Below are 20,358 nucleotides of genomic sequence, written 5' to 3' on the forward strand. Positions count from 1 at the left end.
ATCACTTCACTTTTAGTCCGTCACGTATCATTTTCTTTATCACTTCCTTCAGTTCGCCCAGGTGTCCGGCGCTCACACCGGTGTTCTCGGCTATCCGGGCCAGATGCCCTTCAGCCGTGTCCATCTTCTCCACCACGCTTTCCAGCCGGTCGTCCATGCTGCTCCAGTGCTGCAGCCCGCCGGTGAACATGCCCTCCAGCTTCGTGCCCTGGTCCTGCGTCATGGCCGTAAAGCCGCCCGCTTTCGCACTTTGGCTCGTACCGCCCTGCTGCGTCTTGTCATAACCGGTGGCTGCCGCCAGGTTGTCACGCAGGGCAAGGGCTTCATCCATATACTGCATGTACTCTTCCATCAGCGCGTTCCGTTCCGCCTCGGTCAGTTCGTTGTCCTCCATGGCCTTGCCGAACTTCTCCCACCAGCCTTTCAGTTTGTCGCTGTACATCTCACCGATCTTGTTGCTCAGCATCGCCCGCATGAAGTACTCGGATATATCCTCCGCCGCATCCTTGGCACCGTACTTCATGTTCATCAGGTTGTCGATGAAGCTGCTGTACATACCGTCGAACGAAATGCCCGTCAGCCCTTCATACAGCTGGTCGGTCAGTTCCTCCAGCTTGCCGGCCTGGTCTATGTAGTCATCCAGTTTCTCGGTCAGTCGCCCGCCATAGCCTCCCTTACCGGTATTCTGGATTTGCGTCCACATATCCACGTTGCTGCGCAGTGCCTTCATTTCCTCCGGGCTCAGGCTCCACAGGTTCCCGTCCCACTGGCGGCCGATCTGTCCGCTCAGTTTGTCTATCTGTGCCTGGTTGAAACCGCCCCAGTAGTAGTTCCAGCTGTGGTGACTTCCGTGGTAGCCGGCTTGCGCCATAGCCATCTGCAGGTAGTTCGAATTCGTTTCCTGCTGCATCTTGTACGCGTCGCGGTAAGCCGCCACACTCTTCGTCCCCTGGCTCTGCTTGATGGTGTCGGTCAGATCCTCTATCGAGGTCTGCAGCAGCTCGTTCCGGTCTGTAAGACGGTCTATAGCCGCCTGCACTTCCTTGGCGTTCCCGCCGATGCCGAACAGTTTGTTGAAACCTCCGAAAGACACCGTGTTCAGCAATCCCCCGATACCTTTCACAAGGGAACCGCCTATCTGTTTGAACAGGTCTCCGCTGAGGATATTGTCGAGTATTCCGGTTATCGCATTGAAAATGGTGTCTATCAATGATGAGATAATCGGGCCAATACCGTCTTTCAGCAAATCCAGTATGGAGAGAATGGCCGATATGATCTGCCCGATGACTCCGGCACTTGACAGGGTTTCGGACATCCGGCTGATGGCATCGCCGACCTTGCCTCCGATATTCAGTTTTGAAAGACCGGTAAGCATGTTCTGGATTCCTTCAAATGATCCCTGCAAGGTTCCGCTCGCAAAGCCGTGCAACCCGTTGGATACCATGTTCAATCCGTCAACCGTGTCCCGGGAGGCACTTTTCACCTCCCCGGCAAGCGCCTTCATTTCAGAGGTGGCGTTCAGGTATTCTTCGTCAGCTGAAATGCTGGACGATTGGGCCGTTTGAAGAGCGATTTTAGTACGTTCTATTTCTGCCTGGTTACCGCTTTCAAGAGCCTTGTTGTAATCGGTCTGCGCCGCTTTTAACCGAATGAATGCCGCTTCCTGCTGCAGTTCCGCATTTTGCACGCGTGTTACGGCATCCCCCAAAGCGTGCATCTGCGTTTGCAGCCGGGCAAAATCCAATGTCCCGTTGCCACCGGGGAGCATGCTTTGAATCCGTTCGATGGCATCGTAAACGACCTGCTGGTCTGCGGCTCCCGTTTTTTTGAACTCATCCGTCTTGACATACTGTTTAAGCTCGCCAAGCAGGTTCTTCATCTGGTCTGCAAGCAGACCGGTCAAATCCCCGAACGCTGCTCCCCAGTCTATCTTCTGGGTAAGGGCTTCCATGTCCACTTTGTGCACAGCCGCATCACGCTGCTTCTCCAAAGTCAGCCTTTCTCCCTGGGACTGTGCCTTGCGGATTTTCTCGGCATATTCTTCAGCGATGGCCAGTTTCTGCTGCTGGAAGGTCCCGTATTCCTTCAGATAGTCACGCATGGCTTCCGCCTCTTCCCTGTACACGTCCGCCTCCGCTTTTTTCCTTGACTCGGTGTTTGAGGCACGGGCTTTTTCAAGTTCATCCTGTTGCTCCCGGGTAAGTCCGTTATCTCCGGTGGAAAGACCGGCTTCCTTGTTCTCACGCTTCCAGTCGGCTTCCTGCCGGTTTATTTCTTCTTTCCGGGCGTTATAGTCATATTCGATTTGTGCCAGTTTCTTTTCGGTACCGGCTTGCATACGGTCTATCTCTTCCTTCCGGTTCTCGGCCTGCAGGGCGGCAAGATCCTGCGCCAGCCTGCGCTCTGTGGCAAGCCGTTGCTTGGCTTCCGCTTCCGGATTCTTCCCGGACTGCTTGGGGTCGATATGTCCGCCGATATGTCCGCCGATATTTCCTTTTTTGGCTGCTTCTGCCGCTTTCTTTACCTCTTCCTCCGCTTTTTTCAGATAACCGTCGCGTTTGTTTTCGGCATTTTTCAACAGTATGTCATAAGCTTCCTGATCATGTTTCTTAATGGCAGCCTGTGCATCATAGAACTGCCCGGATTCTGCCATGCTTGACTGCATGATATATTGTCCCCATTTCCCGAAAAAACCCATGGCGCTTTCCGCCTCTTCCGGTTTCTGCGCCTTGACTTTATTCACCTCTTCATCGGCTTCTGCAGCTTTTTTTACAAGGTTCTGGACATTGGCCTGGTGCAGCAGGACCTGTACATAGTCCTCGCTCTTTTGGATAAGGGTATCATACCATTCGGAAAGTGTTTTATAATACCCGAAAGATTCCCCGTACTTGCGGTTCAGTTCCTCCACCTTCGCCTTTTCCTGTTCCTTGCTGCCGGTGAAGTTCTTTATTTCATCGATGACCGATTTCAGTTCGAAGCGGGTACGCACCATCTGGGCACGGCCGTCCTTCTCTATCTCGGTCATTTCCTTGACTGATACGTTGAATTCATCCACGCCTTTTTTGGCACTGAACAGGTTTTTCGTCCAATCCCAGATTTCATCACCGTACATTACCAGCAGCATGATGCCGGTGGTCATGGCCGTCTGCCAGGAAAAGAGCGAGGACAGGACCTGTTTCCATACCGGTGTGCCTTTCTTGCCTGACTTCTGCAGCTCATCATATTCCTTACGGGCACGGGCCAGTTCGTCCGTAAAAATCGGCAGGTTGTTGGATATGGCCAGAAAGAACATCTGCGGTCCCATGGCCAAAGAAGGCATTTCACGGGCCATCTGCTGGATGCTGTTGTGAAGCCCGTTGAACTGGCGCTGTGCATTGGGCATGTCTGCAGGGGTGACCTGCACGGATTCCGATTCCTCCTGCAGCAGTTTCAGTTTGCCGCGCAATTCCTCAAGCTGCTTCTCCAGTGCATGGATCTGCGCGATATTGGCACTCTGGTCCAGATTGGGGGCAGCCGTCTCCCCGGCAAGGCGCAGCCTTTCCAGTTCAGCCTCCAGCAGCCTGACGGTATTACGCAGTTCCAGCGCCTCACGTTCGGCCTTGTTCATGCCGGGCGTGAGTTTGTCCTTCATCAAAAATTCAACTTCTACAGGTTTGCTCATTCCAGTTTGCTTTGAAAAAATCCTACTATATCGTTCGCTTCATCCTCGGCGCTGTGTTCCGGTCTGGGAGCACCGTTTCCGCCGCCTTGCTTTTTCCGCACATACCGCGGCGCGTCGCTCAGCATCATGATCAGCGTCTGGTAATTCACCCCATCAAGGATGTAATCCACGCTCCAGCCGGTCGCCGATGCAATCTGCCACACGAAGCCGAAAGGGCTATGGGAACCTTCATACCGGGTTCTTAACTCCCCTTCCTTGCCTGGCTCAGTCTCGGAGTCATCGGGTTCGCCCGCGCTGTCGAGCTGATAATACGCATAAAATCCTTCGTGCCCATCAGACGCTCGAATGTTCGGAACATGGCCGTCAGATAACGCCACTCCACAAAGTTCCGCAGTACCCACGCTGTCACCCCGATGCCCACGTGCCGCGACACGTATCCCCGGCATACCGTATAGGCCAGCAGGCGGCTCACAGCCTTACCATGCTCCGCCACAAAGGCCAGTTCCTCGGTCTTGTCCTTCGGTTGCCAATCGGGTTTGACACCCGTCTTCAGGTATTCCCGCGCCAGCAGAATCTGACCCCGCAGCCTCGGACGCTTCATCGTCACACGCACCTCCACCGGGCGTTTCAGCCACGGAAGCTTCCACCTTTTAAGAGGTACGGACACGCCGCTGTCAAGCAGCGCGTCCGCACACTCCATCTCTATCAGTTGTTCCAAACGGTCAGCCATACGTTAGCCCTCCTCACTTTGGAGCGATGCTGCAGCCGCGGCTTCCGCCGGCGGCAGCTTGTACTGCCCCCACTCGTCCGGTATTGCTTCCGTATCGAACACGCCGTAAGGCTGCGAACCGTCCTCCGGCATCGCCACTTCGAGCGTAACCTCTATCTTGGAGGTTTCTGTAAGGGTCAGCTTGCCTGCAGGATTGGAAAGCAGCGTGGCGTTGGGAATCAGTACGCTCTGTCCGGACACGAGGGAGAGTTCCCATGGTCCCTGCATGACAAGCACCTCCGACGGGGCTGTCCAGCCGATCGGAGTTTTCTTTTCCGAGTCTTCTTTCTTATAATGCAGGCTGCCGCCAAGCAGTTTGTGCAGGTTCGAATAGTTCATCTGGATCACATTGAACGTCGGGGCGATGCCGCCGTTACTCTGTGGGATGACCAGCACCGGGGCACCCTGCACCTGTTCGGCCTCGATCTTCGCGGCCTCGGGTTTCTTGCCGCCCAGGTCAAACGAGTTCTTTTCAATATACCCGATTGTGAAATCCTTATACTTTACGGCTCCTATGCCGTACATGAAATTCTTGTTCATCGTTTATAAAGTTTGATGGTTAATAACACACCGGCCAATAAGCCGGCCAATACACCTGTGATAAACGTCCGCATCCGGTTCGGAGGGCGTTTTTCTACTGTTTGAACGTCATTTGAAATTTCGCTCTTGGTTTCGCTACGGATGCGCGCCAGCTCTTCTTCATACCATAGCACCAGCTGCTGCAGACTGTCACACGAGGCTTCGGCCACGATGTTCCCGCTGTCGTCGCTGCCTACGGTCAGATTCGCCTGTCCGCTCTTGCCACGGTACACGGCACCTTCAGGAAGTTTACGGAGGCTGTCCGCAGGTATAGACAGCTTCACCGAACTCGCCGGTATACCCGCCATCACCAGTCCCGCCCGTCGGCTTCCGCTCGCGCTGTCGGTGCTTGCCGATTCCGTCTGTATCTTCTCCACCGTCGTGCTCTTCCTGCTGCTTGCGCAGCCCGCCAAGCACAGGACAGTCATCATGATGGCGGCAACTGTTGGCAGTGTCAATGGCCTTGCGCAGTCGCGCCATTTCGCGCTTGTTGGCCTGCAGGTCTTTTCTTGTTGCATTCAGTTCTTCTTTTAAGGGTTCCACAATATTGCTCACCAAAACGCGGGTGGCATGTTCTGCGTTATCCACACGCACACCCTCTGCGTCGGCTTCGGCTTTCATCGCTTCCGCTTTCGCTTTCCTCACCGTAGCACGCAGGGAACCGATGGCTGCTGCAGTGCCCACAAGGCCGCCGCTAAGAATAATGTTCATGATCTCGCTAAAGTCCATACCACCCGTTTTTTAGTCAGTCAACCTTTTATTCTGCTTCCTCGCGTTTCTTTCGGAATAGTCCGATAACCCATTGCACCAGTCCCGTGTCGGCTACCCCATTGGCTACAAGTGAGGCACCAAAACCATAGAGCAAGGCAATGTCCCAGCTCACATCACTCACAAATCCGGCATCAAGCCACCACAGTAGCATCGCGCACACCAAGCCCACACACCAGCTCACCAGCTGCGTCACCCAGCCTTTCATGTTGGGGAACAAACCTTTCAACCCTTCAGTAAGCACCACCACACCGCCGACGAAACCGGCAAAGGTGCCAATCATTGCGTCATAGTCCGTTGCCGGAACATCGGCCCCTTGGGCCATCACAGCCGATACTGTTCCCAGCATCAGCATCATAAACAGCATAATTCGTTTCATTGATTGCTTCTTTTATTATTGGTTAATACCTATTTCTTTCAGCCATTTCTGTACATCGAAACTGGGGCAGGCTTTGGCCGCCAGCTCGTTGTGTCCCACAATGCGCACATCCGGGAATCTGCGATGGAAGTCCTTCACATACTTCTCCAGTGCCTTTTTCTGGCAGCCGGTGCGGGTGTCCTTCGGGGTCTTGCCGTCCTTGGCCACACCGCCGGCATACACAATGTGGCGGCTCACGCTGTTGTACCCCTTGGCTCCGTTGGTCACTTCCCAGGGATCCACCTGCGCATCCTCGTTGTTGTTCACCAAGCGTTCCACACCGCCCTGCAGGTGGAACAGGTCGGTGTAGCCCACCTGTTTCCAACCTCTGCCACCCTGGCTTACGGGCGAAGTGTGCCACTTCCGGATGTCCGCCGATGATACCTCACGCCCCTCCGGGGTTGCCGTACAGTGAATTACCAGATACTTCAATTTTGCCATACCATCTTATCCTTTCTGGTTTTGGGTAATGGTAATCTTGGCCGTCTTGCTGCGGTCGGCATTGAGCGTAAGGGTCAGTGTACCGGTTTTCTGACTGCCACTGTTTGCACCGGCCGAAATCTTCACGCCTTTATCCGTCGCTTCCACCTTGAAGCCGGCAGGGGCACTGCCTATCTCATATTCTCCGCTGGCGGTCACGGTCACTTCTTCACTGCCACCGGTTGCCTCAAGGGTCACACTGGCAGGGTCAACTGAAATCTTCTTCTCGCTCGCCTTGAACACGGGGTTGCTTCGCTTGTCCAGCACCACCACTTCTTCACCGAAGGCAATGTTCGTGTCAGCCTTCATCAGCATCTTGAAGAAGTACAGTTCGCTCGCGTTCGAGATCTTGTCAATCTGAATCACGTCTTCATCGTCCTGCAGGTTCACAGCCGCAAACAGGTTGCCGCCGGCATCGGGCGAACAGAGGGTGCACACAATCAGATCATCGGGCCAGGCCGCAAGCGTCTCAATGGTAATGCCCTTGTAGCGACGGGCATTCACATCGGTTTCGCTCGTGTTCTTGGACTCGCGCTGGGTCAGCTCGTCATCATACTTGTCAAAGTCGTTCACGCTCATCAGAATGCGGAGGTCCGGGTTGTTGCGGATGGCCACGGGAATCTTCGCACGCATGGCTTTCAGTCTGCCCAGCATGGTCGATTCTGCGCTGTCCACCACAATCACCTCAGTATCCTTGGCCATCTGGGTCAGGATGCCGTTAAACAAGTGGTCGTCATCATCCCCATATTCACCGTTCACATAGTGGTCACCCAGTTCAAACTGTACCCGCTTGGCCAACTCGGCAAGCAGGGCGTTCTGCGCTTCGGGCGGAAGTTCCGAGAATACCAGGTTGCCCTTCGGCTGCCATTTGCGCCAGATGTTCTCGAACGTGCGGGGGTTAAACACCGTAAAGGCCATGAAGTCCACCGGGTCAAGACTCTTTTCGTCGTAGTTGAAGTTGCCCTTCGAATCCTCCACGCCGGGGTTCTCCTTGCGCTTCTGGAGCATCTTGCCGGTCTTCAGGCGCGGCAGGCTGATTTTCTTCTCCACACCGGGAATCACCATGATCAGCCCCTTTTCCACAATCTCATTGCTCGTAGCGGCAAGCGTCAGCAACTGTTCCAGTACCTCGCCGCTGTAATTCGTGTTTCTTACAATTATTGCCATAGTTCAATCACTTTTTACGTTTGTCCTTAATTTCTCGCATACGCCTGTTCCAGGGGCTTTCTTCACCATTCGGTTCCAGATGCAGGTCTTCCATCACACGGCGCTTTACCGGCAGTTGGGCCAGGGCCTTTTCGCCGTTCTCGCGGTCATTGGCCAAAAGGTTTTCGTAGATGGGGCGGGTAGTCGCATCAATGCGACCGTCCTGCTCGGCTGCGTCAAGCAGCTGCTTGCGGGCGGCAAGGTCTTCGGCTTCAGCCTTGTCTTCGTAGGTCTTCACCTTGGCCTTCAGGTCGGTGTTCTCTTTCGTAAGGATAGGTACCTTGCCTGCCTCTTCCTCCAGTTGGTCCATCAGGCGGAACACATCCGCATCACTCGCGCAGTCCTTGAAGCGCGGGCGTTTCTTTACGTCTTCCAGATTCATGTCTTCTCTGTTTTTTTGTGGCTCAACGAGCCGGTTATTGAATAAAGTATATATCTGCGCCGGTGTACTGTCTGCCGGCACGGGGTCTGCATCATAGATGTCGTCTATGAAACCAAGGTCCAGGGCTTCCTTGGCGGTCAGCCAATGGTCCTCGCCGTCAAAATAGGTCTGTTTCACTTCTTCCTTGCTCATGCCCAGCCGCTCGGCATAGATTTCACTCAAGCTGCCTTCCAGGCTTTCTATCTCTTCCATGCAACGCTGCAGGTCCTGCTTGTTGCCGTAACACCCGCCGCTCACACTGTGCAGCATCAGACGGGCATATTTGCTCATTTCTACGGGCTTGCCGCAAAGGGCTATCACACTGGCCATGCTGGCGGCTATGCCATCCACATAAATGCGGATGTCGGCCTGGCTATGGCGCAGGGCGTTGAATATCGCAATGCCGCTGTACACTTCCCCGCCGTTGCTGTTGATACGCACATGGATGCGTCGGCTCACGCGTTCGGCTTCCATCAGTTCCTGGGCTATGCGCCCGCTTTGCACCTCCGTATAGTCTCCGATGTCCCCGTACAGGAATATCGTACTGGTGCCGTCGTCACTCGTTGTAATATTGAAAAATCTGCTCATCGTCATGTCTTTACCAGCGGTTTCCCCGCCTTTCGATGGTGCGAAAATAGAACATTCCCATGGCACCAAGAAACCGCGTCCGCATCATAACGTTTTCTGGCGTTATCATAACGCTGTAACCCGTCATCATGCGTACGCGCTTTTACAAACCCCGATTTTTCATGCAATTTTGTAACGTGATTTACAACTAAAAAGGACGATTTATGGCAGATTTGACGAATGCCCAGAAAAAGGAATGGGCAAAAACTTTGTACCTCAAGGAAAACCTCACACAGCAGGAAATCGCCGACCGGGTGGGCGTGTCACGGGTGTCCGTGTCCAACTGGGTACGGGCCGGGAAGTGGGAGGAACAGAAGGTGGGGCTTACGCTCACAAGGCAGGAACAGGTGGCTAACCTCTACCGGCAGGTGGCCGAAATAAACAAGGCCATCGCCGAACGGCCCGAAGGGGAACGGTTCCCCTCATCCAAGGAGGCTGACATCCTCGGGAAACTGTCGGCGGCCATACGCAACATGGAGCAGGAAGTGGGCATTGCCGACATCATCAGTGTCCTCACCGGGCTCATCGACTGGGTACGGGCGGCCGACCTCGAAAAGGCAAAGGAAATTACACGCCTGGCCGATGCGTACATTAAAGACAAATTATAAAGGGATAGACAATGAAACAGACTGACAGACTCGCTCTCCTCGATTGGGAGAAGTACAAAGAAGACATCGCAAGGGCTACACCGGTCGATAGGAACATGACGGCAGCCGAACGGGAAAAACACCGGGAATATCTTGAGAAACATCCCATAGAATGGATCAAGTTCTTTTTTCCGAATTATGTCAAATATGAATTTGCCGACTTCCAGAAAAAGGCTATCCGGCGGATCATTGCACACGATGAATGGTTTGAGGTGCTTTCTTGGAGCCGTGAGCTGGCCAAATCCACCGTCACCATGTTCATCGTCATGAATCTCACGCTTACCGGACGCAAAAAGAATGTGATTCTGACCTCCAACAGCAAGGACAATGCGGTGCGCCTGCTCGATCCCTACCGGGCCAATCTCGAAGCCAACGGACGCATCATGGCATACTACGGCAAACAGGAACTGCCGGGCTCATGGACCGAGGATGAATTCACCACCAAAGGGAAGGTCTCTTTCCGCGCACTGGGTGCCGGACAATCTCCGCGTGGTTCGCGAAACGAGGCCATACGTCCCGACGTACTGCTGGTCGATGACTTTGATACGGACGAGGATACCAAGAACCCGGACATCATCCAGAAGCGCTGGGACTGGTGGGAAAATGCGCTGTATCCCACAAGGTCCATTTCCGAACCTACACTGGTCATCTTCTGCGGAAACATCATCGCCAAGGACTGCTGCGTGGTGAGGGCGGGCGAAATGGCCGACTCCTGGGACATCGTGAACATCCGCGACAAAAACGGTTTTTCCACATGGCCGGAAAAGAACTCGGAAGAGGACATCGACCGCACACTGTCCAAAATATCCAAAAAGGCGGCACAGGGAGAATATTTCAACAACCCGATTTCCGTGGGAGAGGTATTCGAAAACATTGCATACGGCAAGGTTCCGGCACTCTCCAAATTCAAGTTCCTCGTGGTGTATGGCGACCCGGCACCGGGCGAAAGCAAGGGTAAGAAAGGCAAATCCTTCAAGACGGTTTCGCTCTGTGGCAAATTGGGTGGCAGGCTTTACGTCATCAAGACTTTCCTGGCACAGGCGCTCAATGCGGAGTTCATTGACTGGTATGTCCGGATGCTTGAATTTGTCGGGGGCAAGACCAATGTCTATTGCTACATGGAGAACAACAAGCTGCAGGACCCTTTCTTCCAACAGGTGTTCAAACCGCTGGTGGCAAAAGTACGCCGCGAACAGAAGATTGCGCTGTTCATCCGGGGCGACGAGGAGAAGAAGACGGACAAGGCTACGCGCATCGAGGCCAACCTTGAACCGCTCAACCGCGAGGGGAACCTCATCCTCAACGAGGCTGAACGGGACAATCCGCACATGAAGGAACTGGAGGATCAATTCAAGTTGTTCACCCTGACCATGCGCTATCCGGCCGACGGACCGGATGCGGTCGAAGGGGCGAACCGTATCATTGACGAACTGATCAGGCGCATTGAACCGCCCGTATTCCGATCACGGAAGGATGTAAGAAAACGGAATAAGAAAAGATTATGACAACTCTAAAACAATAGGACTATGAGCAAATTTGTTGAACTTACCGATTACGATGCGAGCATCCACCGAGACATCCTCGACGCACTGGTTCGCGAAGACGAAACGGTCATTGAGGTTTGCGAGGACAGGGCCATTGCCGAAATGCGGTGTTATCTGGGCAAACGCTACGACTGCAACAAGATTTTTGCAGCCACCGGCGAGAACCGTAACCAGCTCGTGCTGATGATGGTCATCGACATGGCGGTCTATCACATCTTCTGCATCCACAACCCGCAGAAACTTTCCCAGGTACGCAAGGATCGTTACGAACGGGCGGTGGAATGGATGAAGGCGGTGGCCGACGAGGACATTTCAATCGAAGGGGCTCCGCTGCTGCCCGAGGAACAAAGGGCGGGCAGGTCGGATTTCCGCATTCAAAGCAACCGCAAACGAACGAACCACTGGTAAAAAGCAAGCATCATGAAAAAGAAAAACAGAAAAAACAACAAAGCCGGCATCATCACCGTAGGGGGAAACTTCACGTTGCCGGGACAAAAGAGACCGAATGTGATTGTGCTCACACAGCCCAAACGCTTCGGGCTGGACATTTCCGACTACATGGCAGCCGTAAGGGTGGCCGAGAATGTCGATTTCTCGCGACGTTACAAACTTTATGACCTCTACGAGGACATTCTGATGGATACCCACCTTTCCTGTGTGCTCGAAAAGCGAAAGAATGCCGTGCTGTGCTCCAACATGGAATTCCGGGTGGACGGGAAGCCCGACGATAAAATCAACGAACAGATACAGTCGCCCTGGTTCAACCGGCTGGTGGGTGACATCCTTGATGCGAAATTCTGGGGCTTCTCGCTCTGCCAGTTCTACAAGCTGCAGGAGTGGGTGGATTATGACCTGGTACCACGCAAGCATGTGGATCCGGTCAGGGAACTCATCCTGCGCCACCAGACGGACATTACCGGCCATTCCTGGAATGAATATACCGACCTGCTGTTTGTGGGTTCACCGTCCGATTTGGGGCTGTTGGCCAAGGCTGCACCTTGGGTCATCTACAAACGTAACACTACGGGCGACTGGGCACAGTTCTCCGAGGTATTCGGCATGCCTATCCAGGAATATATCTATGATTCCGACGACGACGAGTCACGCCAGCGGGCCATGGAGGATGCGGCCAATGCCGGAAGTCTGGCGCAGTTCTTCCATGCCAAGGACACGGAACTCAAACTCACGGAAGCCGGAAACAAAACAGGGTCTGCCGATGTCTATGAACGCCTCTGCGAGCGGTGCAACAACGAAATTTCCAAACTGATACTGGGCAATACGCTGACCACCGAATCGTCCGAAAAAGGCACGCAGGCTTTGGGTACGGTTCATAAGAAAGTAGAGGACAAGGTACTGGAGGCCGACCGGAAGTACGTGCTCAACGTGCTGAATTACGACATGACGGACATTCTGCTGCGCATGGGCATCAACACCGAAGGGGGTACGTTCTGTTTCCCCGAACCGAAGGAAACGGATGCCGGTACCAAAATATCCATCCTCACGCAGCTGAAGAAGAACTTCAACATCCCCATCGACGACGACTATCTCTATGAGGAATTCGGTATCGACAAACCGGCCAATTACGAGCAGCTGAAGGCGGAACAAAAGACGGCTGAACAAGCCGACCAGATTCCAAGCCCGAAGAAGGAGCCGGAGCCAGCGAATAAGGGACGGGATGATGAACCGACACCGAAACAGAAAAGAAACTTCCGGAACTGGCTCAAAGGTTTTTTCGTGAAAGCCCCGGCAGACGGGGCAGCTTTAGACTGGTAGTCGACAGACTGTATGCGGCTGATAATGGCAGCATCTCCATGGAGTTTGACTTCTCCGAAGAGGTGCTGCGGCGTGCCTTGCTGAACATATACAGCAGGGACTTTCATCCGGCAACCGAAATCGAAATCAACCTGTTCAATGAAATATGGGCAAAGATGGACAAGGCGGCAAAGGAAGGGTTCAGCAAATCCAAGGCCATTACTCCGGACGAGGATTTCAGAAATGCCATACTCCGGAACAATGCCGTATTCTCGGCATTCAAGGTACATCGTATGCAGAATGACATGGCACGACTTTTATTGGATTCAAACGGCATTTTAAAACCGTTCGACAAATGGGTACAGGAAGTCTTGCCCATTGCTTCCCATCAGGTTCGTCACTGGCTGCGGACGGAGTATGATACGGCGGTCATCCGGGCGCATCAGGCGGCTGACTGGCAACAGTTCCTGCGCGAACGCGATATTCTGCCCAACCTCAAATGGCTACCGTCCACCTCCATTCATCCGGGGGCTGACCACCGCCCGTTCTGGAATACCATCCGGCCGATTGATGACACGTTCTGGAACATCCACCGACCGGGCGACCGGTGGAACTGCAAGTGCGACCTCACTGCCACCGACGAGGAGCCGACACCACTTCCGGACGAAGACGACAAGAACAAGCCCCAGCCCGGACTGGATAACAATCCGGGAACGGACGGCAAACTGTTTTCCGACAATCATCCATATCAGGCAGAAGCCCACAAGGGTGCCCAAAAAGCGGTGGATAAACTTATGGCCCGTATTGACGAGATGATTGCGGAAATGCCGGACTACCTTACCGGGGAGGAAAAAATGGCCATTGCCCGGAACAACCTCGAAATGGAAAAGGCTCTTAAAATCAAAAAAGGAAAACCTATGGATGTGGATAAGGCGGACAAACAGAATGCAAATCCCAAACATGTGGAAGAGTATATTTTGGATTCCAAAGGAATATACCGCGATAAAAGGGGAAACAGATACCGGAAGAACAGCGATTACGATAAAAAACGGGATACTCCATACAGTATCAACTGCCAGACTTGCGCACCGGCATACGCTTTACGATTACGTGGATGGGATATTACCGCCAAAGGCAATGTCGCAGGGTCTAAACTTGAATATCTGAGTAATGGACGTGCTTTTGAAGTCTGGAAAAACACCGACGGTACTCCGGCGCAACATATAAGTATAAACAGCTGGCTTGCGCACAAAGGATACCTGAAAATGACCCCTAAAAGGTACATGGAGTATTTCAATGAGGTATGTAAGGAAGAAGGCGTGTATGAATTGTGCATCGGCTGGAAAAGTGGAGGAGGTCATGCTACAATCCTGCAACGGTTTGCGGATGGTGAACTAAGGTATATCGAACCCCAAAGCGATAATTCTGCCGGTTCAGGAATGGAATGGAAAGACGTAAAATATTTATGTGAAATAGGAGCTGCGACTTCCCACAACTGCAGGGGAGTCCTGAGAATTGACAATAAGCTATTCGATGTCTCCTTCCTCGATATTTTCGATACATGAATCGATAACGTCAAGGGATAACGGACCGGTTATTTCGGTTGCGTCTTTACCGTCATACAGATAGACGAAAGGATAACCGGTACAGGAGTCCCCCGGAAACTTGAACACATAGGCTTCCTGGCCTTCATAAATACCAAGGTATTCGAAGGTGTCACCGTATTGCTCAATAAGTACACGGGCCTCGTTCTTTACTTGTTCCGGTATATTCATAACGCATAAAAGGCATATTGGAAGCCTCGGTTGCAAAGTTATAAATTATTCTTGAATTACTGATGATTATGGACATAAAAGATTTTACGGAAATGATAAAGCGGAAACGTGACAGGCTGGACAGTATGATGCGCCGCAAAATGCCAGTCATGGTAGGACGAATGGCCAAAGACCATTTTCAGGATAACTTCCGGCAGGGTGGATTTGTCAATGGCGGTCTTCACCCTTGGCCCAAAGCCAAACGGCTGTCCTCGGGAGGTTCCGATGCCGCCAGCAATTATGGAACGCTGCTCTCCGGCAGGAAACATCTGTTCAAATCGGTCGGATATACACCTGCAGACTACCGGGTAAGGGTATTCAACGAGGTGGTCTATGCACCCATCAACAACTGGGGCGGGGAAATCGATGTCACCGTCACAGACCGCATGAGGCGCTTTGCATGGGCCAAGTTCTACAAGGCTTCGGGAAAAAGAAAAAAAACCGGCACAGGGCAAAAGAAACGCGTCAAACGACGTTCCAAGCCGAAGGAACTGAATCCGCAGGCACAGTTCTGGAGGAACATGGCGCTTACCCAAAAAAAGAAACTGCACATCCGCATCCCGCAGCGCCAGTTCATGGGCGAAAGCGAAGAATTGAACCGGCGTATCCGGGAAAAGGTGGACCAGGAAATTACCAACATTTTAAACCAATAACGATATGGACGAAATTTTTATCGCAATCATGGAACAGATTGCACAGGAAATGCCGGAACTCTCTCTCATCGACGAGGACTACGGACAATTGGAAATGGGAGCAGAAGAAGACCAGTACCCGGTCACTTTCCCTTGTGTATTAATCGGAAATACAAACTCCGACTGGCACGACCTCGGATACGGGGCACAGAAAAGCGAATCCGCACTGACCGTCCGGCTGGCCATCGATTGTTACGACGATACAAGCTACGCATCCGGCACGTATGACAAGGTGAGGGAAAGGCAGCAGCTGGCCAAGAAATTATACAAGTCGCTGCAGTGTCTGCAATGCACGGACAACGCTTCGCCGCTGGTACGCGAGAAAAGCCGTTCGTATGCCATGCCGCATTACATCAAGGTCTATGAAATGACGTTCTCATTCACACTGCACGATGAATCGGCCATGCCGTCATCTTATGGGGAATAGTTCCAGCTGGGCGGCAGTCAGACGGGGGGCTTTCACCTTGGGAACAGGCTTCAGATTGTAGTCTGTTCCCTCACGTGATTTCCGGCGGATGATGGTCATGATACGTTCCTCGGATATAAAGAATTCGCGCTCCGACAACACTTTTAAAACATCGTCGAACCGCAACCGCTGTATTTCTGTCCAATAGTAGTAACGACGGCATAGTGCCTCGTCACGCAGCTTGATCAGTTCTTTATCCCGTCCTTTGCCCATACATTTTATTTCTCTTACAAAAATAACTGATTTCCATCTATTTTAAGAACAAAAGCGCCGCAATTATAACAACTGCGGCGCTTTCTGTTTATAGGGTTAACGGGTTTCGGCTACAAACGGCAGAAACTGGGTTCAATGCGGGTCCATACGCCGTTTTCAGGGTTGCGGCGGCTGAAGTAGTAGTTGGTGGCATTGCGCTGCACTACATTAGCTTCCTTGAACAGGCGCATGATGTCTGCATACTCTTCATCGAACTTATCTTCCAGTTCATACAGCTTTGAAATGCTCTTGTAGTCCAGGTCGCCCATCTTGTTGCGCTCCAGCAGGGTCATGGCCATCTGATACATCGGATCATCAGAACCTTTCTCGCTGTTCTGCATGTAGCGCTTCAAATAGTCAATCAGACGGTCGGCTGCCATGTCGGCTCGTTCATCGAAGCCTTTCACCTTGTTGCTTTTCACTTCCAGACGGAAGTCTCCGTCCGTAATGGTATAGCTGCGCTGTTCGTCGCTTTTCACCTGGCCGTATTCCTTCATCACCTTGGTAAAGGCATCGGCTTCTTTTTCCAGCCATCCGCGGAACCCGGTCACGGCATTCACCATCTCAAGAACGTTGGTCTTTACTTCGTGCATAAACTCACCGCGTAATGCCTCGTAAGTTTCACGACGGGCGATGCGGTCTTCTTTCTCTTCTTGCTGCAGCTGGGCCATGAGGGCTGCTCGCTGTTCTTTACTCAGGGACTTGATGTCCACACTTTGATTGTTCTTTTCCATTTTAAATCATTTTAGTTGTTAATCAGCTATTACTTTGTCATCCTTCAGCAGCAAAGCGAATGTCCTGTCTCTTTCTGCTTTGGTTTCAAACTTCTTGTATGTCTTCCAGCCACCGTTTATGCCGGTACACATCTTTATCCTCGGGCCTGGATAATCATCCTTTCGTATTATACAGAACCCCGCTTTTATCAGCTTGTCTTGGTCATCTATCCTCATAATCATCCTGCTTTTCCGGTTCATCGTCTATCAGCATGGCCTCCCCATTGGCATACGCCCAGTCGGCCAGTTCGTTGAAAAACTCCGCTGCATCCTGGTTCTCCATATCGGATGTCGTAAGGGTCACGTCTTTTCTTATGCGCTCAAGCGCTTCATGTGCTTTTTTATCCATATTGCTCTATTTATCGGTTAAACCTCCTTTTCGTTGGATAGCCCGCAGTTTGATGGCCAGTTGTTCCAGCTCGGCTGTACTAACCTGAACAAAGGGCTTGCCGGCTATCCGGGGGTTGTTGCAGAATTCGTTCACCCGGTTCCAGTCGGTGGTGTCTATACCCAACTGTTGCATCAGCTTCAGGCAGACGCTGCGTTTCCGTCGCAGTTCCTCGCGAAGTTTCTGCCGCCATTCGTCTTGTCCGCTCAGTTTCTCCAGAGCAGTACAACAAACTTCATACTCCTTGGCCGTCATTTCCTTCAGACTGTCTGTCCGGTTCCACGTGTACTGCAGCACGATTTGTTTTTTGAATTCCTCCCGATCGCCCTGATAAGGCAGTTTGTTGAACAATGCATAGAACCGGGCGAAATTGGTTACTTCCTGTGCCATATCATCCTTTCACTTTTTTCTCCACTGAAAGAATTGCCAAACTTATCATCATAAGTTTTACAGACTGGCTGTCCTCTTCAAACAAATCAATATCCGCAACCACAGGCTCACCGCTCATGGTGTTCCATATTTGCTCTACCTTTTTCGTCTTCTTTTGATTCATCAAAAAGAGATACGCGTCATACTCGGAACGGTCAAATTCAAATACGACCTGAACTTTCTGTTTTTCTTCCATACATTCACTATTAAAAGGTTATTCAAACAATACTTTAATGCCACACGAACTGGCTACGTCAAGCTCCAGTTTGGCTCCCTTGCTCAGTTCCCAGTCCTTCAGCATGTAGATATAGTCACAAGCCAGCAACAGGGCAATGTCGGCCCGCATGTGGGCTCTCCAATGAGCTTCATCCGGCAATCCGTTCCTGAAAGGGTTTACAGGATCATAGCCTTGTGCCATCAGTTTCTCCTCGGCACGGCTGAAGGCTTCCTTGCGCTCATTCATATCATAGTGCGCGATGGCTCCGCTGATGTACACTTTCCCGGCACCGGTCGCTTCACCACGTTGAAAAGCCTTGTGTCGTTCCCACCGTTCCGGAACCACCACACTGTAGTTGCACGATTGGCAGCAGCAGCCTTCTTCTTTCACCGGGAACGGATTGTATCCGTAGCCCTCATACTCTTTGCCGCAGATGCAGCACACTTTCTTTTCTTCTTTCTTTTCCATCACTTCAAATCTTTAATGTTTATTTGGCAGGACGGATGCCATACCTGAATATTCCGAGCAAACATCACATCCCTGGTTTCTATCACTACGTGTCCCTTTGTCTTGGCCCTGCGCAGACGGAGGTCGCTTTGTATGTTACGTTCTACCCAATCGTCCACCACGGCCTCCGCTTCCTGTTCTTTCAGGAGTATCTGGTACAGCTTATTCTCCCATTCCATCATTCAAATAATCCTCCATATTATCGTCCTTCAATGTTTTGGCAGCACCTTCTTCCCATATCACGTAGGGCTCACCGGGCCGCTCCATAAAGCGGCTTTTGCACCAGGCTTTGAAACAGCTTACCATGATTTTCACATCGGCATCATATTCCACCTTGCGGGCGCTTCTACCTGCCGGATGAAGCCCCTCGGCATGGCTGATGAAGATAAACAGTTTCTTGGGATGACGTTCCTTGAACTCCTTGTAGGTTTTGTAGTTCAAGCCGCTGTATTGGAAGCTGTCGATAATCACGATTCCGGGACTGCCTCTGCGCCGTAACCGTTCCTCCAATTGCTCCATCGGTTCCCGGTCAAGGATAATCAGCTTCTTTTTCACTTCACCCATCTTGTGCCGTTTCAGGCTCATCTGGAACGACAAACCGGTACTTTCTTCCAAACTGTCATAAATTACGCGTCCGAAGCTACACAGGTACTTGGCCAGCTGCATCACAAAGCTGCTCTTACCGTTTCCGCTGGCTCCCCAAATAATCCACACGCCGCTCTTGGCCGGGTTGCCTATCGAGGTTTGCCAGTCCCCGGAAAACTCGAACCGGGGAATCTTCATGTTCAGCACCTCACCGGGACTGTAGGCTCTCTTCAGTTTCACGGTTACCTCCTTTCAATTCTTCAATAAGAGCATCAGCATAGTCCACAGCAAGTCTGGCAACTTGTTTTATAGACATTATACCTGATGAATTGCTTCTTACTACCGGAAGCATGCTTTTGGCAATTTCATATCTGCGCTGTTCCCAGTCTATCTCATTCGCTTTTCTCATCTCGCGATGGATACCGATAACAGCATCCATCGCTTGCATTTCTATCTTGCTTATCATGCCTGCATCCTCCTTAATTTTTCGATTTCGGTATATACGCGCCGCAAGCCGCCTCCGGTGCTATGAACAATCTTGGCAATGTCGGCACCGTCCGGGGCATTGATTTTTGCGACGATGGCAGCCTGTGCCTTCAGAAACTTTTCGCGTTCCTGCGCATCGTCCGGGGTCACCTTGCTGTAGGAGTCACCGTAGCGGCTCAACATTTCGGTATAGCCCACCTTCTTGCCTTCGATGGCGCGGTTGATCTTCTCCTTTAATCCGTCGGCACCCATCATATACCAGGCACAGCAGCGTTCCGTAGCGTTCCAAAGCGCCTTTAACTCCAGGAAGGCTTCATACTGCAGGTCCCCGGCTTCATCCAGGATAACCAGGGGCGTATCAATCGTGCGCAGGTAGGCCACCAGATCCTCATACACGTCGCTATAGCGTCCGTTGCTGGTCACACCGAATTCCTTGGCAATGTAGCGTATCAGCTTCAGTTTGGTCTTCACCTGGCTGCAGTCCACATATACGGCGTGCTTGTGCTGCTTCACGTAAGCTTTCGCTGTAAAGGTCTTGCCGATATTGGGCATATCGCACAGGATGGCACTCAGCCCGCTTCCCTGGCACACTTCCAGCTGCTTGCTCACAAACACGTAGGTCGGGGTCTGTGCTGCCAGCCAAGGTATTTCTGTACGCAGTTGCACGCCTAATCTTCGGGCTATACCTACCCAGTTGGCATCACTGACCTGCTTTTCATAATTGCCCCGCTTGATGGCATTGTAAACGCTGGGGGCTATGCCCAGTGCCGTGGCATGGCGGTTGTCACTGGGATAATTTTCACGGTCGGCGGCTATCGCTGCCACAATACGTTGCTTTACTTCATTTGTTATTTCCATTTGAATGCTGTTTTAAATT

At 52.1% G+C, this 20,358-nt stretch carries 29 protein-coding genes; 7 read left to right on the top strand and 22 right to left on the bottom strand.

Annotated features, from left to right (window positions below):
* Position 1: 1 nt before the first annotated feature.
* From ACU52_RS04230 to ACU52_RS04275, 10 genes are read right to left on the bottom strand one after another with little or no spacing between them, the layout of a single operon-like run.
* Positions 2-3,661 (bottom strand): phage tail family protein, encoded by a 3,660-nt coding sequence (locus ACU52_RS04230; RefSeq protein WP_053397890.1) that lies wholly within the window; start codon positions 3,659-3,661, stop codon positions 2-4.
* A complete protein-coding gene (locus ACU52_RS15540) occupies positions 3,658-3,864 on the bottom strand; it encodes a hypothetical protein (RefSeq protein ID WP_007562496.1) in 207 nt (68 codons plus the stop codon). Before ACU52_RS15540 ends, ACU52_RS04230 begins: the two co-directional genes overlap by 4 nt.
* A gap of 38 nt (positions 3,865-3,902) precedes the next feature.
* The gene (locus ACU52_RS04240; RefSeq protein WP_005798252.1) at positions 3,903-4,391 is read right to left on the bottom strand and encodes a hypothetical protein; all 489 of its coding nucleotides are present in this window, start codon (positions 4,389-4,391) and stop codon (positions 3,903-3,905) included.
* Between the two features lie 3 nt (positions 4,392-4,394).
* The gene (locus ACU52_RS04245; RefSeq protein ID WP_005798256.1) at positions 4,395-4,970 is read right to left on the bottom strand and encodes a hypothetical protein; all 576 of its coding nucleotides are present in this window, start codon (positions 4,968-4,970) and stop codon (positions 4,395-4,397) included.
* The gene (locus tag ACU52_RS04250; protein ID WP_224205180.1) at positions 4,967-5,293 is read right to left on the bottom strand and encodes a hypothetical protein; all 327 of its coding nucleotides are present in this window, start codon (positions 5,291-5,293) and stop codon (positions 4,967-4,969) included. The genes ACU52_RS04245 and ACU52_RS04250 overlap by 4 nt, the downstream gene beginning before the upstream one ends.
* Positions 5,259-5,738 carry a hypothetical protein gene (locus tag ACU52_RS04255; protein ID WP_053397891.1) on the bottom strand — a complete coding sequence of 160 codons (480 nt, stop codon included), beginning with the start codon at positions 5,736-5,738 and terminating at the stop codon, positions 5,259-5,261. Before ACU52_RS04255 ends, ACU52_RS04250 begins: the two co-directional genes overlap by 35 nt.
* A gap of 28 nt (positions 5,739-5,766) precedes the next feature.
* On the bottom strand, positions 5,767-6,156 hold the full coding sequence (locus ACU52_RS04260; protein ID WP_007562505.1) for a hypothetical protein: 390 nt from the start codon (positions 6,154-6,156) through the stop codon (positions 5,767-5,769).
* 15 nt (positions 6,157-6,171) lie between these two features.
* Entirely contained in the window at positions 6,172-6,636 is a 465-nt protein-coding gene (locus tag ACU52_RS04265; RefSeq protein ID WP_007562507.1) for an N-acetylmuramoyl-L-alanine amidase, read from the bottom strand.
* 6 nt (positions 6,637-6,642) lie between these two features.
* Positions 6,643-7,842, bottom strand: coding sequence for a BACON domain-containing protein (locus ACU52_RS04270; RefSeq protein ID WP_007562509.1), 1,200 nt, complete (start codon positions 7,840-7,842; stop codon positions 6,643-6,645).
* A 7-nt stretch (positions 7,843-7,849) separates the two neighbouring features.
* Positions 7,850-8,890: a head maturation protease, ClpP-related gene (locus ACU52_RS04275; RefSeq protein WP_022199168.1), complete on the bottom strand. Its 1,041-nt coding sequence runs from the start codon at positions 8,888-8,890 to the stop codon at positions 7,850-7,852.
* A 203-nt stretch (positions 8,891-9,093) separates the two neighbouring features.
* Here ACU52_RS04275 and ACU52_RS04280 point away from each other — a divergent pair, with 203 nt between their 5' ends.
* The 5 genes from ACU52_RS04280 to ACU52_RS04300 are packed head-to-tail and all read left to right on the top strand — an operon-like array spanning position 9,094 to position 14,437.
* Positions 9,094-9,537, top strand: a complete 444-nt coding sequence (locus ACU52_RS04280; RefSeq protein WP_007562513.1) for a helix-turn-helix domain-containing protein — start codon at positions 9,094-9,096, stop codon at positions 9,535-9,537.
* Positions 9,538-9,548: 11 nt separating this feature from the next.
* On the top strand, positions 9,549-11,081 hold the full coding sequence (locus tag ACU52_RS04285) for a hypothetical protein (protein WP_007562515.1): 1,533 nt from the start codon (positions 9,549-9,551) through the stop codon (positions 11,079-11,081).
* Positions 11,082-11,102: 21 nt separating this feature from the next.
* A complete protein-coding gene (locus ACU52_RS04290) occupies positions 11,103-11,528 on the top strand; it encodes a phage protein Gp36 family protein (RefSeq protein WP_007562516.1) in 426 nt (141 codons plus the stop codon).
* A 12-nt stretch (positions 11,529-11,540) separates the two neighbouring features.
* Positions 11,541-12,893 (top strand): phage portal protein family protein, encoded by a 1,353-nt coding sequence (locus ACU52_RS04295; protein ID WP_007562517.1) that lies wholly within the window; start codon positions 11,541-11,543, stop codon positions 12,891-12,893.
* A 38-nt stretch (positions 12,894-12,931) separates the two neighbouring features.
* A complete protein-coding gene (locus tag ACU52_RS04300) occupies positions 12,932-14,437 on the top strand; it encodes a toxin glutamine deamidase domain-containing protein (protein WP_007562518.1) in 1,506 nt (501 codons plus the stop codon).
* On the opposite strand, the gene ACU52_RS04305 is transcribed toward ACU52_RS04300, so the two are convergent.
* Complete coding sequence (locus ACU52_RS04305) at positions 14,399-14,683, bottom strand: hypothetical protein (protein ID WP_008675062.1); 285 nt, start codon at positions 14,681-14,683, stop codon at positions 14,399-14,401. The two genes, ACU52_RS04300 and ACU52_RS04305, sit on opposite strands and share 39 nt — an antisense overlap.
* Before the next feature lie 32 nt (positions 14,684-14,715).
* Here ACU52_RS04305 and ACU52_RS04310 point away from each other — a divergent pair, with 32 nt between their 5' ends.
* Both ACU52_RS04310 and ACU52_RS04315 read left to right on the top strand, forming a co-directional pair.
* Positions 14,716-15,339 carry a hypothetical protein gene (locus tag ACU52_RS04310; protein ID WP_172772470.1) on the top strand — a complete coding sequence of 208 codons (624 nt, stop codon included), beginning with the start codon at positions 14,716-14,718 and terminating at the stop codon, positions 15,337-15,339.
* Positions 15,340-15,343: 4 nt separating this feature from the next.
* On the top strand, positions 15,344-15,805 hold the full coding sequence (locus ACU52_RS04315) for a hypothetical protein (protein ID WP_007562523.1): 462 nt from the start codon (positions 15,344-15,346) through the stop codon (positions 15,803-15,805).
* Here the strand turns inward: ACU52_RS04315 and ACU52_RS04320 are convergent.
* From ACU52_RS04320 to ACU52_RS04370, 11 genes are all read right to left on the bottom strand, one after another.
* Complete coding sequence (locus ACU52_RS04320) at positions 15,788-16,057, bottom strand: hypothetical protein (protein WP_053397892.1); 270 nt, start codon at positions 16,055-16,057, stop codon at positions 15,788-15,790. The two genes, ACU52_RS04315 and ACU52_RS04320, sit on opposite strands and share 18 nt — an antisense overlap.
* 110 nt (positions 16,058-16,167) lie before the next feature.
* A complete protein-coding gene (locus ACU52_RS04325) occupies positions 16,168-16,830 on the bottom strand; it encodes a DUF3164 family protein (protein ID WP_007751532.1) in 663 nt (220 codons plus the stop codon).
* An 18-nt stretch (positions 16,831-16,848) separates the two neighbouring features.
* Positions 16,849-17,046 (bottom strand): hypothetical protein, encoded by a 198-nt coding sequence (locus tag ACU52_RS04330; protein WP_007562529.1) that lies wholly within the window; start codon positions 17,044-17,046, stop codon positions 16,849-16,851.
* Entirely contained in the window at positions 17,033-17,218 is a 186-nt protein-coding gene (locus ACU52_RS04335; protein ID WP_007562531.1) for a hypothetical protein, read from the bottom strand. Before ACU52_RS04335 ends, ACU52_RS04330 begins: the two co-directional genes overlap by 14 nt.
* Positions 17,219-17,224: 6 nt before the next feature.
* Complete coding sequence (locus ACU52_RS04340; RefSeq protein WP_007562532.1) at positions 17,225-17,647, bottom strand: hypothetical protein; 423 nt, start codon at positions 17,645-17,647, stop codon at positions 17,225-17,227.
* A gap of 1 nt (position 17,648) precedes the next feature.
* On the bottom strand, positions 17,649-17,882 hold the full coding sequence (locus tag ACU52_RS04345; RefSeq protein ID WP_053397893.1) for a hypothetical protein: 234 nt from the start codon (positions 17,880-17,882) through the stop codon (positions 17,649-17,651).
* An 18-nt stretch (positions 17,883-17,900) separates the two neighbouring features.
* Complete coding sequence (locus ACU52_RS15875; RefSeq protein ID WP_007562536.1) at positions 17,901-18,371, bottom strand: DUF4406 domain-containing protein; 471 nt, start codon at positions 18,369-18,371, stop codon at positions 17,901-17,903.
* Complete coding sequence (locus tag ACU52_RS04355) at positions 18,371-18,592, bottom strand: hypothetical protein (RefSeq protein WP_007751522.1); 222 nt, start codon at positions 18,590-18,592, stop codon at positions 18,371-18,373. Before ACU52_RS04355 ends, ACU52_RS15875 begins: the two co-directional genes overlap by 1 nt.
* Positions 18,573-19,235 (bottom strand): AAA family ATPase, encoded by a 663-nt coding sequence (locus ACU52_RS04360; protein WP_032558186.1) that lies wholly within the window; start codon positions 19,233-19,235, stop codon positions 18,573-18,575. The genes ACU52_RS04355 and ACU52_RS04360 overlap by 20 nt, the downstream gene beginning before the upstream one ends.
* On the bottom strand, positions 19,204-19,461 hold the full coding sequence (locus ACU52_RS04365) for a hypothetical protein (protein ID WP_007751518.1): 258 nt from the start codon (positions 19,459-19,461) through the stop codon (positions 19,204-19,206). Before ACU52_RS04365 ends, ACU52_RS04360 begins: the two co-directional genes overlap by 32 nt.
* Positions 19,458-20,339: an AAA family ATPase gene (locus ACU52_RS04370; RefSeq protein WP_007751516.1), complete on the bottom strand. Its 882-nt coding sequence runs from the start codon at positions 20,337-20,339 to the stop codon at positions 19,458-19,460. Before ACU52_RS04370 ends, ACU52_RS04365 begins: the two co-directional genes overlap by 4 nt.
* Between the last annotated feature and the right edge of the window lie 19 nt (positions 20,340-20,358).

Source organism: Xylanibacter rarus, from assembly GCF_001275135.1.
In the GTDB taxonomy this organism is placed as follows: Bacteria; Bacteroidota; Bacteroidia; order Bacteroidales; family Bacteroidaceae; genus Prevotella; species Prevotella rara.

Bases quoted from the DNA above. Each gene is read 5' to 3' on its own strand.
- ACU52_RS04230 (WP_053397890.1), bottom strand. From the start codon at position 3,661: ATGAGCAAACCTGTAGAAGTTGAATTTTTGATGAAGGACAAACTCACG.
- ACU52_RS04240 (WP_005798252.1), bottom strand. From the start codon at position 4,391: ATGGCTGACCGTTTGGAACAACTGATAGAGATGGAGTGTGCGGACGCG.
- ACU52_RS04245 (WP_005798256.1), bottom strand. From the start codon at position 4,970: ATGAACAAGAATTTCATGTACGGCATAGGAGCCGTAAAGTATAAGGAT.
- ACU52_RS04255 (WP_053397891.1), bottom strand. From the start codon at position 5,738: ATGGACTTTAGCGAGATCATGAACATTATTCTTAGCGGCGGCCTTGTG.
- ACU52_RS04260 (WP_007562505.1), bottom strand. From the start codon at position 6,156: ATGAAACGAATTATGCTGTTTATGATGCTGATGCTGGGAACAGTATCG.
- ACU52_RS04265 (WP_007562507.1), bottom strand. From the start codon at position 6,636: ATGGCAAAATTGAAGTATCTGGTAATTCACTGTACGGCAACCCCGGAG.
- ACU52_RS04270 (WP_007562509.1), bottom strand. From the start codon at position 7,842: ATGGCAATAATTGTAAGAAACACGAATTACAGCGGCGAGGTACTGGAA.
- ACU52_RS04275 (WP_022199168.1), bottom strand. From the start codon at position 8,890: ATGAGCAGATTTTTCAATATTACAACGAGTGACGACGGCACCAGTACG.
- ACU52_RS04280 (WP_007562513.1), top strand. From the start codon at position 9,094: ATGGCAGATTTGACGAATGCCCAGAAAAAGGAATGGGCAAAAACTTTG.
- ACU52_RS04285 (WP_007562515.1), top strand. From the start codon at position 9,549: ATGAAACAGACTGACAGACTCGCTCTCCTCGATTGGGAGAAGTACAAA.
- ACU52_RS04290 (WP_007562516.1), top strand. From the start codon at position 11,103: ATGAGCAAATTTGTTGAACTTACCGATTACGATGCGAGCATCCACCGA.
- ACU52_RS04295 (WP_007562517.1), top strand. From the start codon at position 11,541: ATGAAAAAGAAAAACAGAAAAAACAACAAAGCCGGCATCATCACCGTA.
- ACU52_RS04300 (WP_007562518.1), top strand. From the start codon at position 12,932: ATGGAGTTTGACTTCTCCGAAGAGGTGCTGCGGCGTGCCTTGCTGAAC.
- ACU52_RS04310 (WP_172772470.1), top strand. From the start codon at position 14,716: ATGGACATAAAAGATTTTACGGAAATGATAAAGCGGAAACGTGACAGG.
- ACU52_RS04315 (WP_007562523.1), top strand. From the start codon at position 15,344: ATGGACGAAATTTTTATCGCAATCATGGAACAGATTGCACAGGAAATG.
- ACU52_RS04320 (WP_053397892.1), bottom strand. From the start codon at position 16,057: ATGGGCAAAGGACGGGATAAAGAACTGATCAAGCTGCGTGACGAGGCA.
- ACU52_RS04325 (WP_007751532.1), bottom strand. From the start codon at position 16,830: ATGGAAAAGAACAATCAAAGTGTGGACATCAAGTCCCTGAGTAAAGAA.
- ACU52_RS04330 (WP_007562529.1), bottom strand. From the start codon at position 17,046: ATGAGGATAGATGACCAAGACAAGCTGATAAAAGCGGGGTTCTGTATA.
- ACU52_RS04335 (WP_007562531.1), bottom strand. From the start codon at position 17,218: ATGGATAAAAAAGCACATGAAGCGCTTGAGCGCATAAGAAAAGACGTG.
- ACU52_RS04340 (WP_007562532.1), bottom strand. From the start codon at position 17,647: ATGGCACAGGAAGTAACCAATTTCGCCCGGTTCTATGCATTGTTCAAC.
- ACU52_RS04345 (WP_053397893.1), bottom strand. From the start codon at position 17,882: ATGGAAGAAAAACAGAAAGTTCAGGTCGTATTTGAATTTGACCGTTCC.
- ACU52_RS15875 (WP_007562536.1), bottom strand. From the start codon at position 18,371: ATGGAAAAGAAAGAAGAAAAGAAAGTGTGCTGCATCTGCGGCAAAGAG.
- ACU52_RS04355 (WP_007751522.1), bottom strand. From the start codon at position 18,592: ATGATGGAATGGGAGAATAAGCTGTACCAGATACTCCTGAAAGAACAG.
- ACU52_RS04365 (WP_007751518.1), bottom strand. From the start codon at position 19,461: ATGATAAGCAAGATAGAAATGCAAGCGATGGATGCTGTTATCGGTATC.
- ACU52_RS04370 (WP_007751516.1), bottom strand. From the start codon at position 20,339: ATGGAAATAACAAATGAAGTAAAGCAACGTATTGTGGCAGCGATAGCC.